The following is a 12,396-nucleotide window of genomic DNA, read 5'->3' on the forward strand; positions in this document are numbered from 1 at the left end:
CCAAAGAGACTCAAACCTTGAGCTACATGAGCGGACATTCGGCGGAAAAAACAAAAGAAGCTCGACTCGTGAGCTTCTTTGGCGGATCATCGGCGGGAACGCGCGAGGAGGTGACTCCATTGACCCGCTCGGCCGAGTCGAGATATTACCTGATCTTATTAAGGGCGCAGAAACCAAAGGGGGTTCAAAACGAAGAAGCATAATCTTCGGGAGTTGTCACGGTTGCTCGTTGTCACGCGCAACGGCCTTTATGTAATGGCCAATACGTTCACGGATCGGCAGCCCCTGCAGGACAGCGTTAAGGCCGCCATATCGATTCTGTGAGTCCGCGCCGCAAGAATGCGGACACCTGCCGGCAGCAGGTGTCCGTGAACGTTCAGACGGGTATTCCATTAATCTGCATACAAAGCTTACTAGCCCTCAATCCGGGCAAGCTCCTTGCGGACGATCGGCGCCACCTTGGTGCCGAGCAGCTCGATGGCGCGCAGCACGTCGCGGTGCGGCATCGTGCCGACGTTCACGTGCAGGAAGAAGCGCGTGACGCCCAAATTTTTGCGCAGCAGCAAGATCTTCTCCGCGACGTATTCCGGATCGCCGACGTAGAGAGCGCCCCGCAAGCTGCGCGCCTCGTCGTAGGTGGCGCGGGTATACGGCTGCCCCCAGCCCCGCTCGCGGCCGATGACGTTCATCTGCGCCTGGGTCGGAGCGAAGAACAATTCGGCCGCTTGCTCGGTCGTATCGGCGACGAAGCCGTGCGAGTGCGTCGCGATCTGCAGCTTGGCGGGATCGTGCCCCGCCTGCGCGGCCGCGCGCTTATACAGCTCCACCAACGGAGCGAACCGCTCCGGCATGCCGCCGATGATCGCGAAGGCGATCGGCAGCCCCAGCATGCCCGCCCGGACGGCGGACGGCGGATTGCCGCCGCTTGCGATCCATACCGGCAGCGGGTCTTGAACGGACCGGGGATAGACGCCAAGATTGCGGATGGCGGGCCGATGGCGGCCACCGCGCCAATTCACCTTCTCCGAGGCGCGGATCGCCAGCAGCAGCTCCAGCTTCTCCTCGAACAATTCGTCGTAATCGTCCAGGCTGTACCCGAACAGCGGGAAGGATTCGATGAACGAGCCCCGGCCCGCCATAATTTCGGCCCGCCCGTTCGACAGCCCGTCCAGGGTGGCAAAGGCCTGATAAACGCGCACCGGATCGTCCGAAGACAGCACGGTTACCGCGCTCGTCAGCCGAATCCGCTTGGTCATGGCCGCCGCGGCCGCCAGAACGACGGCGGGTGCGCTGCCCGCATAATCGGGCCGATGGTGCTCTCCGATGCCGTAAACGTCCAGCCCGACCTGATCGGCCAGCACAATCTCCTCCACGGCCTGCCGAAGCCGTTCGGCCTGGCTCATCACTTCTCCCGTCACCGGATCCGGCGTCGTCTCCAGAAAAGTACTGATTCCGATCTCCATCTTCACTTCCGAATCGGCCATTGCGGTCGCCTCCTTTTTATTCGTGCAGGAATGATAAGTTCCACGCTAATTTCTGTCTGCAACGATCTCCGCAAGGCTCCTCCGTCGTCCGAAGACGCCGAAGGCGTCGTTGCTTGCTACCTCCAGTTTACTTCATTATTTATTGTTTCTCAAATTTTTTTAGTATCTGCCGGTAGTCCATTCCGACTAGAAGGGGGATGGAACCATCGTCGCGGATTGCGGAAGAAAACTTGCCGAAAATCCTGCTATAATAACAGGAAACCGATGTTTTCTGTAGAACATTGTTTGTAAAAGCTTGTAAGAGTTGTAAGAGTTATTAGAGAGGCAAAAGTCTTATTCCATTTTCCGGAGGAGGGAGGGCGGCTCATGTTTAAAGAGCAGATGAGGTATTCCCGTCTGGCGCATCTAACCAAACTGATCAACACGAAGCTGGAATTGCGCGAAGTCTTGCAGCATGTGACGACGGCGATATCCGAAGAAATCGTCCAATGCGATTCGGTAGGCATCTACTTGCCGCAGGAAGACGGAACGTTCAAAGGGTACGTCGGCAAACCGCAGGTCATCAACGGATGGACGCTGGACATGCATGTCATCGATACGGATATGGACCTGCTGGCCAAAGAAGTGATCGAAACCAAGAAGACCATTTACATACCGGATACATCAAAGGACAGCCGGCCCGACCCCAGAGCCGTAGAACGCTTCAAAATCAAATCGTTGCTCGTTCTTCCGATCTCGTTCGAACAGGACTTGTTCGGTCTTGTCTTTTTGTTCGATTACGGCATCCCGATGAACCTGACCGAGTCGGAAATTCAAACGGTCGAAGCTTATGTGAACATGGCGGCGGTTGCGATCCAGAACGCCAGAAACTTAACGCAGAAGGAGAATCTCATTGCCGAGAAGCAGCTGCTGCTGGATGTAACCCGCGATTTGGCGATGAGCTCGACGCTGCAGGAGAGTCTCGATATTTGCTTCTCCTACCTGGGGAAAGTATTGAACAACTACAATATCGGCGTTCACTTGCTGGACCCGATTGCGGAGAGAAAAATCCGGCCGGCGAAGCTAAGCAAGGATAGCGACTGGTCGGAGGAAGACTGGATGAGGACGCACAGCAAAATCAAGATCGACGAGAGCAACGACGCCGTCTTTCAAGAAGTCATCCGAACGAAAAAAGCCGTCCTCATTCCGGATGTGTTCGCGGACGACAGGCCCAACCACGATCTCTGCCGCGACTTTGGCATGAAGGGCATGTTTATGCTCCCGCTCGTTTCGATGGGCGAAGTATTGGGCGTCATCGCGGTGGTCGAACTGGAAGAAGTCAATCTCGTCTATTCGGATGCCGTCATGCAGCTTGCGCAATCCATTGTGGATGCGACGGCGTCGAACTTATCCAACCTGTTATATATGGAGAAGCAAGAGATCATCATCCAGGAGAGAACGTCGGAGATTACGGTAAAAAACAAAGAGCTGGAGAGAGTCGTCGCGGAACTGCAGCAGTTGAGCCGGGAGAAGGAGCTCATTCTCAACTCGGTGGGAGAGGGCATCTTCGGGTTGGATCTCGACCGCAAGATTACGTTCTGCAATCCGGCCGGCGTCTCGATCTTGGGCTACGGCTCGAAGGAGGAATTGATCGGGCAACCGGCGAGCCTTATTTTCAACGGCAGGAAAGGGGAAGACGAGGAGGACGCCCCAACCTCGTGCGATCGGGATTGGGACCGCCGCGAGCAGGACAAAAGGTTTTATCGCAGCGACAATTCCAGTTTCCCGGTCGAATATGTCATCTCCTCCATCAAGGAGAAGGACGAGATCGTAGGGGAAGTTGTCACGTTCCGGGATATTACGCAAAGGAAGCTGATGGAGGAGAAAATCAAATATCACGCTTACTTTGACAGCGTAACGGATTTGCCGAACCGCGTTCTGCTGAAGGACAGGCTCAACCAGGGGATCATTCAGGCCCAACTGAACGGGGAGAAGCTGGCCGTGCTCTATTTGGATCTGGATCGCTTCAAGGTGATCAACGATTCGCTGGGACATAGCTACGGCGATCAATTGCTGCGCGACGTCGCCAAGCGGCTCAGTCGTTGCGTTCCGAAGAGCGCAACGGTCTCGCGGCAGGGCGGGGACGAATTCACCATTTACTTGCCCAATATCAAAAGCGAGAAGGAAGTGCTGGACGTCGTTCAACTGGTGATGGATTCCTTTACGGAGCCCTTTCAATTGATGGAGCACGAAATCTATATTAAAACGAGCATCGGCATCAGTCTGTATCCCGATAACGGCGATTCGGTAGAGACACTAATCAAGAATGCGGATACGGCGATGTACAAATCCAAAGAAATATCGGGCAACAGCTATCATTTCTTCAGCGAAGGCATGGAACGGAGAACGTTCGAAAGCGTGAAGCTCGAGAACGCTTTGTACCGGGCATTGGATCAAGAGGAGCTCGAGGTCTATTATCAGCCTCAAATCGACTACGCTGCGAACCGGATTGTGGGCGTAGAGGCTCTGCTAAGGTGGAATCACCCCCGACAAGGAATGATCGCTCCGGATCAATTTATCCCGATTGCCGAAGAGACGGCCCTAATCGTGCCTATAGGGGAGTGGATTCTCAGGAAGGCGTGCAGACAACTAAAGGAGTGGCAGAACCGGGGGTACCCGATGTTTAGTGTCGCCGTGAATTTGTCGGCCCGCCAGTTCGAGCAGAACAATTTGTTCGCCATGGTCAAAAACGCTTTAAGCGAAGCGGATTTGTCCCCCGAATTTCTGCATCTGGAGCTTACGGAGAATTTGATCATCAAGAATCGGGACTTGACGTTAAAAACGATGAAAGAATTGAAAGGCTTGGGAATTAAAATCGCGATCGACGATTTCGGCACCGGCTATTCGTCGTTGGGGTACTTGAAAAGCCTGCCGATCGACGCTTTGAAGATTGACAAATCCTTCTTGCAAGATGTAACAAGCGATGACGATAATGCGGCGATTACAAGCACCATTATCACATTGGCTCAGAATTTGAATCTTAGCGTCATTGCGGAAGGAGTGGAGACCCATGAGCATATAGAATTTCTGTCGGCGCGCAACTGCAATTTGATGCAGGGCTATTATTTCAGTCGGCCCATGAAGGCGGAAGAGATGACCAAGGACTTTATTATCAGCCGTAAAATTTAAATCGGGAGGGATCTGCCATGAAAGCAGCCCGCGCAGTATTGGAATTTTTGAGAGGGAACGGCGTGAAGTATATTTTCGGGATTCCGGCGGGTTCCGTCAATGCGTTCTTCGATGCGCTGTACGATGTGCCCGAGATCGAGCCGATCGTCACCAAGCACGAAGGGGCCGCTTCCTACATGGCGGCGGCTTATGCCAAATATTCGGGCCGGATGAGCGTAAGCATCGGCTGCAGCGGACCGGGGGGGACGAATCTGGTCACAGGGGCGGCCAATGCGATGCGCGAACATTTGCCCGTCTTGTTCCTGACCGGTGCCGTTCCGGTCCATACGATGGGGCTCAACGCCTCTCAGGAACTGGATGCCGCTCCGGTGTTCCGTTCCGTTACGAAATATAGCGTCATCGTAAAAGAGGCCAAGGATCTGCTCCCCGAAATCGTCAAAGCAAGCCAAATCGCCATCTCCGGCGTGCCGGGTCCCGTTCACGTGGCCATCCCCATCGACGTTCAGCACGCCGAGGTCGGTAGCCCCGATCTGCCGGTCCTTCCCGACCGGAAGCCGATGATTCCCGATCTGGAAGCCATTCAAGCCACAGCCAAAGCTTTATCCCAGAGGAAGGACGGCTGCATTCTGGTCGGACAAGGCGTCAGGGGGGCCGTCGATTCCTTGATCGAATTGGCCGAAACGCTGAATTGGCCGATCGTCACCACTCCGCAGGCCAAAGGCTGCATTCCGGAGACGCACCCGCTGCTTGTAGGCGTATTCGGGTTTGCCGGCCACGAAGCCGCTTCGGCTTTGATCGCCGAAGGCGCCGGCCAAGCCCTGTTGATCGTGGGTTCCAGTTTGGGCGAAACCGCAACGAACAATTACAATCCCAATCTGACGAAAGGCCGCTTCACGGTGCAGCTGGACTTTGACCAGTCGGTGTTTAATCGGAAATATAAGATCGATATTCCGGTTTTAGGCGATATTCGCTTAAGCTTGTCGATGCTCCTGGAGGAACTGAGGCTGTTAGGAGTGTCGAGGGATAGGACACGCTATGACTTCAAAGAGAATCCCCTGGAAGCGAACAGCTTGTCCGTCCGGGATCACGAGGAATACAACACGCAAAACGTCCTGCTGAACATTCAGAAGCGGTTGCCGTCCAATACCCGGTATACCGTGGACATTGGCGAATTTATGTCTTACGTCATTCATCATATGAAGGTTCTGGATTACGACTCCTATGACATCAACGTCCATTTCGGAGCGATGGGAAGCGGAATCGGATCCGCGATCGGCGCCAAACTGGCCGAGCCCGACCGCCCCGTTGCCTGCATTACGGGCGACGGCTGCTTTTTCATGCACGGGATGGAAATCCTGACGGCCAAGGAAAAGGGGCTGCCGATTCTGTTCATCGTGATGAACAACGCTCGACTTGGGATGGTCTATCACGGGCATTCGCTGCAATTCAAGCGAACGCATCCGTCCTTCGAGCAGGAAGCCGTCCATATCGCCGAAATGGCCGCGGCGCTGCATATTCCGAGCTTCCGCATCAACGGATTGGAGGATATCGATCAAGACACGATCTGCCGATTCATGGATTCCAACGGGCCGGCCCTACTGGAAGTGGCTTTAAGAGACAACAACACCCCCCCGATGGGGGATCGCGTTAAATTTTTATCGTCTTTTGGGAAATGAGGATTCTCTTACAGATGAGAGAGGGAAGCAACGGCTTTCCGGATCGCCGACATCGTTTGACCCTTGAAGGCGTCCGGAACTGGTTCGCCGGCAGGGTTGGAGTAATAATAGCTTCCGGTATTCTCTTCGTAGCGGAACCCCAAAGCGATCAAGTCGTCGCTTAAATCGCCCGGCCATTCTCCGGAACCGGTTTGCTCTACATAACAGTTTGTCGGAGAGATTCTGACATCCACATCTCCGGTTCCGGTATGAACGACAAACAAGTCTCGTTCATGCCGAACCATCCATTGGTTTTTGGAAAACAAGGAGATTCGGCTTCCTTCCAACGCGGACAAGGCATCCAGATTAATGCGGAAAGTCCGGTTCAGCAATTGGCGAATGTCGGCGCCGCTCGGTTGGCCTTCAACCTGCTCCAAGTAGGCATCGATGGCCGCCCGGGGCGGGGTCGGCAAATCCGGGACGGATTCCAAATCGATATGGAATACCTGGTGCACAATCCGTATGATTTCAGAGCTGCCGATCCCCTTTTCATAAGCATCCATAAGCTTGTCCATCGCTTCGGCCTTTGTCATCGCGCGATCGTCCCTCCCTAAAACTGCCAATACGAAACCATTATAATGAATTTGCAAATGGCAAAGCAAAAGAGAGGGGAGAAGTTCATCAAAATCGTTGGGGGTGCGCCGCGTGATTCGGTATGCGAAAGGTTCGGAAGCGGGCGTAGATCGGTCTATGAAGCTTTCTCCATCGGCTTTTCGGACTATATGGTCGCCATGGATATAAGCCGCGAGGCGTTCGCGAAGCGTTTTTTCGGTCCGGAGGGAATGATTTGAACCATTCTCATATCGCGCTGACGGAACGATCTTCCCCGCGGGAGCCGGTTTGCCAATGCATTCGGACAGTGCGCTCGGATTCTTCCTTTCTTATGCAGGAAAACCTAAGAATACATCCTCTCTCTCTAGGTTCGGTCCGTTCCTTGAAGCGCATGCTGGGATCGGACCATCCCGCGGATGGCGGAGGAGCCGAGCGGTCCGTGATGGATCAGGCGCGTCACGTACAGCGCGATTTCTTGCGGCGTTTGCTTCTGGCCCAAGTCGAACCAGTGCTGCAGTACGCCGATGTTCGCCGAAGACATGAACGCGACGAGGCAGTCGCGGGGCACCGGCAAGCTGGCGATCTTCTCCTTCGGAATCCAATCGGAGAGCTTGTTGAACAATTTCGTTCGCAGCAACTCCTTCACACGCAAAATGAACGACGTATCCCCGTGGGGGCCGAGCATCGCTTTGCAGAAGGCGGCGTTCCGGTTCCAATATTCGAAGACCGCCGCGATTCCCGGATAGGCTTCGTCCTTCTCCGCCGCCTTTTCGCTTGAATTATCCATCGTCCATGATTGGGTAGCACCGCTATAATACAGAACGTACCGGCCGCCCGGCGGCTGACCCGGAGCGAATGGTTCGACTGATGCTGCTTTCGTATCTGTTCATGTCGTCCACCTGCTCATATCGGATCACCGGACTTCTAAAAATCCCCCTCTCATTCGTTGTATAAAATCCAATTATATGGCAATAAGCGTTAAGAAGGAAAGAACGATTGACGTAATCGACATGGCAATAAGCGGTCGCAATGCTTTCGTTCGGAGATCTTTAAGGCTAACGTTCAACCCGAGTCCCACCATAGCCATGGTTAAAACAAATGATGTAAAATTCGACACATTGTTCATAACAGTCTTTGAAACGAATAGATGCTTGCCAAGAACATAGCTTCCGATGAAGCTCATTACGATAAACCCAATCAAGAACCAAGGGAACTCGATTTTTGTGTCAGCTTGTACTTTCCCTCCACGTTTCATCCAATACATCAAGATAAAACTAAGCGGAACAAGCAGGAAGACCCGCCCTAATTTCGCCAGTAAGCCAATTGCCAAAGCGTCTTGGCCAGCAGGAGCCGCCGCTAATGCAACATGCGCAATCTCGTGTAGGCTTACACCCGACCAGATGCCGTATTGAATGCCCGTTAAGTCAATGAAAGGTCTTAAAATGGTATATGCGATGGCAAATACAGTACCTACCAAAGCAATAATCCCGGCTCCAATCGCTGTATCTTCATCTTTAGCTTTAAGAATGGGGGATACTGCCGCAATGGCAGCTGCACCGCAAACCCCTGTACCGATTCCAAGAAGAAGGGATAAGGACGAATCTGCTTTTAACCATTTCGCTAATAATACCGTCAGAAAGATGGAGAAAACAATCGATCCGACATCACGTACAAGCAAACCAAGTCCCTGATGAAAAACAATGTCGATATTTAGCTTTAAACCAAACAAGATAATGGCCAACCGCAGTAATTTTTTGGCTGAAAATTGAATCCCAGGACGAATGGCTTCTGGATATCCCCAAATTTGACGATACACAACAGCAATGATGATCGCAGACGCGAGTTGACCAACATGATCAAACCCTGGTACCTTTGCTAACCCATAACCCATTAAAGCAATGGCAAACGTAAAAGCAATTCCGCCCATCCATAACCCAAACGAAGACGCTTTGTTTAACTTGTTTATTTCATCTTTTGATATTTTGGACCCATCTGTCAAAGGTACGGTGTTTTTCAGTTGAGTCGCCATTTTGCCACCCCCGTTATTCTATATAGTTCCATCATAATGCACATATTAGAATAAGAAAAATAAATTATTATGATGATAATAATAAGTAAAATGGTATAATAATACTGAGTATCTTTAAAAGCGGAGGGAGTCATATTGGATCAATCGTTACTTGTTTTTGTTACCGTAGCAGAAAAGGAAAACTTCACACGTGCCGCAGAAGAATTGCGCATAACCCAACCTGCAGTCAGCCAATACATTCAAACACTTGAACGAATGGTTGGGACGAAACTTTTGGAACGAAACAATAAATATGTACGATTAAACAAAGCGGGAAAAATCGTGTATCATCACGCAAAAGAAATATTGGGACTCTATACTCGAATGCAGTGCCTGGTGGATGATTTAATGCATACGGCCAGTGGGAATTTATCCATAGGGGCAAGTTATACATATGGTGAATATGTACTTCCCCATATCATTGCACACTTGCGCGAGCAATATCCATTGATAAAGCCAACCATTACCATTGGGAATACAAAAGAAATCGCGGAATTGGTCGCCAGACATCAATTGGATATTGGAATTGTAGAAGGGGACTTTCAACATGAGAAGCTACATATTGAACCATTTGCAGAGGATCTCATGTTTATCATTATCTCAACCAACCATCGATATGCACATCGAAAGGAAATACAAATATCCGAATTAGGTGAAGAAACATGGATTGTCCGAGAAGAAGGTTCGGGGACACGAGAGGCAACCGAAAAAATGTTTGCCAAATTCCAGCTTCATCCGCATAACATCATGGAATTTGGCAGTACTCAAATCATTAAAGAATCTGTAGAAGCGGGTTTAGGGATAACGCTACTTTCACATTGGGCTGTTCGGAAAGAAATCTCAATGGGCACATTAAAGGTTTTAAAAATAAATGGAATTCCCGTTTCCCGTAAATTTTCGTTCATTACGCAAGCCACACAATTTCATACGAAAGCCACGGAGGTTTTTTTGGATATCTTGCGGAAGAATGAAGCCTTGCCTGAATTGATCGTGCACGATAGCAAGTCCAATCCCAGCAAGCGAGGGTCGAAATAAAATCATAGTCGCTAGTGAATGGATTGCCCTTTTTTCTCCTTTTCTCAACTGTATTCATAAGTATAACAGTTTAAGATCGCCCATGGCAACAAAAGGAATGTTTAATTCAAACTCGACAGGTGCGGATTATGCAAAATCGTCATGGACGGCGAGCACCGTGCAGCAAATATGATATACTTAGGGCAGCTATGATTGAATCGGATGGGGTGACAGGGTGGACGGGGGCGCTCGTCCTTTGCTTGTATGACAAAGACGACAACCGATGTCCAACGTCAACAACCGGAAGCGGCGCTCAAAAGATGTGTGCAATGCGGAGCGTTCAAGCCGTTGACGGAGTTTCTTCCCCGAAGCGGGCGCAGGGCGGGACGCCCTCGGCGCCGGGGAACTTGCCGGAGCTGCCGGCAGAAGCCGGCCGCGTCCGAAGCTCAAGCTGCGGCTTCGATTCCGACTCCGGAGCAGGTGTCCGTTCTCACCGCGGCACCGGGCCAACCGGAGACCAAGCCCAAGCGGCGCCGGCGGAAGCGGGGCAAGGCCAAGAAGCCGGCTGCCGCTCCCGCCATCACCGCTGTCATCCCTACGGAAATAAAGCCGAAATCGCATAAGACCGACCCTTGGGACGCCTCCGCGCTGAGGCCGACGCGGCAAGGCTTCATCCGCATGCGCGGCAAAACCGACAACGGCCGCCGCTGGTACCAGGAGGTCGACCCGGAGCTGGCGATCACGCTCGTGCGCGAGCATGCCGCCGTCGTTGTCAACCGCCATACGATCCGGCGCATCTACAGCAACAAGGAGTTTCGCCGGCTCATTTTGACCCGTGACAACTATACGTGCCATTTCTGCGGACGGTACGGCGATACGATCGACCATTTGCTGCCGCGCGCCAAGGGCGGGCATACGACGCCCCTCAACTGCGTCTGCGCCTGCAACGAATGCAACCAGTCGAAGGCGGACCGCGACCTTGAAGAGTTTATGGGCGGTCTGGACTGATCGCTGCTCCGATCAAGGTGGCGCTGGTCAGCATGAAGCTGGTCGAGAACGACCATGTCGGCAACGAGTGGTACACGGCCGCCTACGCAAACGGCAAAACGATTGCGAAGGGGAGCTCCGTCGCCTTCAATTTGAAATCGACGGATTCCGTGAGTTTGAAAGCTTATGCCGGTTCTCCGTGGAGGAGAATGCGCCTTTTTTGCGCTGCTGCGCCAAGTTTCCGATGCGCCGGTTCCGATTTCCCTGCCCTCTCCTCTAGTTGAATCCAGTCTACCAGGTTGCCGTCGGAAAAAAGAAAAATAATGATAGATTTATTCGTCATTAGTATGATAAGATGGACTTGTAATAAAAACCACTTATTGGAAGGAGCGTGGCCGCGTGACGACTTTGGATTCCTTGAAGGTAAAGGTGATCAAGAAAGCTTGGGCGGAGCCTGCATTCAAGACGAGTCTCTTGATCGAACCGAAGAAGGCGATTAAAGAAGCGTTCGGCGATGAAGTTCCCGAGGACATCGATATCAAAGTGGTTGAGGAAAACAAGCATGTGTTCTACCTGACCTTACCCCCGAATCCGGAAGACATCGCCGAAGACCCGTCAAAGCGAAATGCCGTCTGGTAAAATCTCGTCTTGATAAACTTGGGGGAACCGGATGGTGAATTCGGTTCCTTTTCCTTTGGCGCTGCGAATTTTGATCGTTCCGTTCATGACTTCAATGATTCGAAACGTAACCATCAAGCCGAGACCCGTGCCTTTGGATTTGGTCGAGAAGAACGGCACGCCCAGCTTGGAGACTTCCTCTTCGTCCATCCCCACTCCGTTGTCCGTAATTTGAACGACCACTTGATCATGCTCGGATTGCGCCTTGACCTCGATGCGGCCGTCCGGTTCGATCGCTTCGATACTGTTCTTAATGATATTGATCAGGGCTTGCTTGAGCTTTGACGAATTGCCGTAAAAGTAGAGGTTATCCTGCGAGCTGAAATGCAAGATTCCCCCGTGCATCGCCACCATAGGCATCATCATCGCTTCGATTTTCTTCAATTCCTCCGAAATGTTCAGCAGACGTATCGTATCGATCTCCGGTTTGGCAAAGGTCAGAAAGTCTGTGATAATATCGGATGCCCGATCCAATTCGTTGCTGGCGAGATCGAAGTAAGGTTTGTTCTTCTCCTCGGCTCTGCCGGCAAGCAACTGAAGAAAGCCCCGCGTTACTTGCAGCGGGTTGCGTACCTCATGCGCGACGGACGCGGCGAGGTCGCTGATGATCTTCAATTTTTCCGTGCGTTGAAGGTTGTAATTAGGGCTTGCTGAACGAACAAAAAATCCTTATTCCACAAGGGATTTGAGCTACTTTTGTCGAATTTATCTGCAAGGAAAACATAGAAAA

The 12,396-nt window shown here is 52.0% G+C and carries 13 protein-coding genes and 1 pseudogene; 9 read left to right on the forward strand and 5 right to left on the reverse strand.

All coding sequences use genetic code 11. The annotated features are described in order from the left end of the window. Window positions 1-203 (forward strand): hypothetical protein (locus G485_RS26905; RefSeq protein ID WP_035156683.1); only part of this gene is annotated, 203 nt, incomplete at its 5' end. A 210-nt stretch (window positions 204-413) separates the two neighbouring features. Here the strand turns inward: G485_RS26905 and G485_RS0116300 are convergent. Further along, a complete protein-coding gene (locus G485_RS0116300; RefSeq protein WP_027093409.1) occupies window positions 414-1,484 on the reverse strand; it encodes an LLM class flavin-dependent oxidoreductase in 1,071 nt (356 codons plus the stop codon). Window positions 1,485-1,850: 366 nt separating this feature from the next. Between G485_RS0116300 and G485_RS0116305 the strand changes: the two genes are divergently transcribed. Together G485_RS0116305 and G485_RS0116310 are read left to right on the forward strand one after the other, a co-directional pair. Beyond that, window positions 1,851-4,652 (forward strand): sensor domain-containing phosphodiesterase, encoded by a 2,802-nt coding sequence (locus G485_RS0116305; protein ID WP_027093410.1) that lies wholly within the window; start codon window positions 1,851-1,853, stop codon window positions 4,650-4,652. A 17-nt stretch (window positions 4,653-4,669) separates the two neighbouring features. Beyond that, entirely contained in the window at window positions 4,670-6,328 is a 1,659-nt protein-coding gene (locus tag G485_RS0116310) for a thiamine pyrophosphate-binding protein (protein WP_027093411.1), read from the forward strand. Between the two features lie 8 nt (window positions 6,329-6,336). Here G485_RS0116310 and G485_RS0116315 read toward each other — a convergent pair whose 3' ends face one another. Next, window positions 6,337-6,900 carry a hypothetical protein gene (locus G485_RS0116315; protein ID WP_027093412.1) on the reverse strand — a complete coding sequence of 188 codons (564 nt, stop codon included), beginning with the start codon at window positions 6,898-6,900 and terminating at the stop codon, window positions 6,337-6,339. Between the two features lie 45 nt (window positions 6,901-6,945). On the opposite strand from G485_RS0116315, the gene G485_RS0116320 reads away from it, so the two are divergent. Beyond that, on the forward strand, window positions 6,946-7,158 hold the full coding sequence (locus G485_RS0116320; protein WP_027093413.1) for a hypothetical protein: 213 nt from the start codon (window positions 6,946-6,948) through the stop codon (window positions 7,156-7,158). A gap of 125 nt (window positions 7,159-7,283) precedes the next feature. Here the strand turns inward: G485_RS0116320 and G485_RS26910 are convergent, their stop codons facing one another. Next, window positions 7,284-7,706 (reverse strand): TetR-like C-terminal domain-containing protein, encoded by a 423-nt coding sequence (locus G485_RS26910; RefSeq protein ID WP_051318346.1) that lies wholly within the window; start codon window positions 7,704-7,706, stop codon window positions 7,284-7,286. Here G485_RS26910 and G485_RS31660 point away from each other — a divergent pair. After that, window positions 7,702-7,807, forward strand: a pseudogene (locus G485_RS31660) (transposase); the annotation flags it as partial. The gene G485_RS26910 and the pseudogene G485_RS31660 sit on opposite strands and share 5 nt — an antisense overlap. A 73-nt stretch (window positions 7,808-7,880) precedes the next feature. On the opposite strand, the gene G485_RS0116330 reads toward G485_RS31660, so the two are convergent. Then, window positions 7,881-8,948 carry a YeiH family protein gene (locus G485_RS0116330; protein ID WP_027093414.1) on the reverse strand — a complete coding sequence of 356 codons (1,068 nt, stop codon included), beginning with the start codon at window positions 8,946-8,948 and terminating at the stop codon, window positions 7,881-7,883. A 135-nt stretch (window positions 8,949-9,083) separates the two neighbouring features. On the opposite strand from G485_RS0116330, the gene G485_RS26915 reads away from it, so the two are divergent. From G485_RS26915 to G485_RS0116350, 4 genes are all read left to right on the forward strand, one after another. Then, window positions 9,084-10,022 (forward strand): LysR family transcriptional regulator, encoded by a 939-nt coding sequence (locus G485_RS26915; RefSeq protein ID WP_051318347.1) that lies wholly within the window; start codon window positions 9,084-9,086, stop codon window positions 10,020-10,022. Window positions 10,023-10,349: 327 nt separating this feature from the next. Beyond that, on the forward strand, window positions 10,350-11,009 hold the full coding sequence (locus G485_RS30460) for an HNH endonuclease (protein ID WP_240489173.1): 660 nt from the start codon (window positions 10,350-10,352) through the stop codon (window positions 11,007-11,009). 32 nt (window positions 11,010-11,041) lie between these two features. After that, entirely contained in the window at window positions 11,042-11,272 is a 231-nt protein-coding gene (locus G485_RS0116345) for a hypothetical protein (protein WP_027093415.1), read from the forward strand. Window positions 11,273-11,387: 115 nt separating this feature from the next. Then, on the forward strand, window positions 11,388-11,627 hold the full coding sequence (locus tag G485_RS0116350; RefSeq protein ID WP_027093416.1) for an NHLP leader peptide family RiPP precursor: 240 nt from the start codon (window positions 11,388-11,390) through the stop codon (window positions 11,625-11,627). On the opposite strand, the gene G485_RS0116355 is transcribed toward G485_RS0116350, so the two are convergent. Further along, window positions 11,604-12,281, reverse strand: a complete 678-nt coding sequence (locus tag G485_RS0116355; protein ID WP_027093417.1) for a sensor histidine kinase — start codon at window positions 12,279-12,281, stop codon at window positions 11,604-11,606. The genes G485_RS0116350 and G485_RS0116355 overlap by 24 nt on opposite strands. Window positions 12,282-12,396: the final 115 nt, after the last annotated feature.

The sequence above is a fragment of the Cohnella thermotolerans DSM 17683 genome (genome assembly GCF_000429825.1).
In the GTDB taxonomy this organism is placed as follows: domain Bacteria; phylum Bacillota; class Bacilli; order Paenibacillales; family Paenibacillaceae; genus Cohnella; species Cohnella thermotolerans.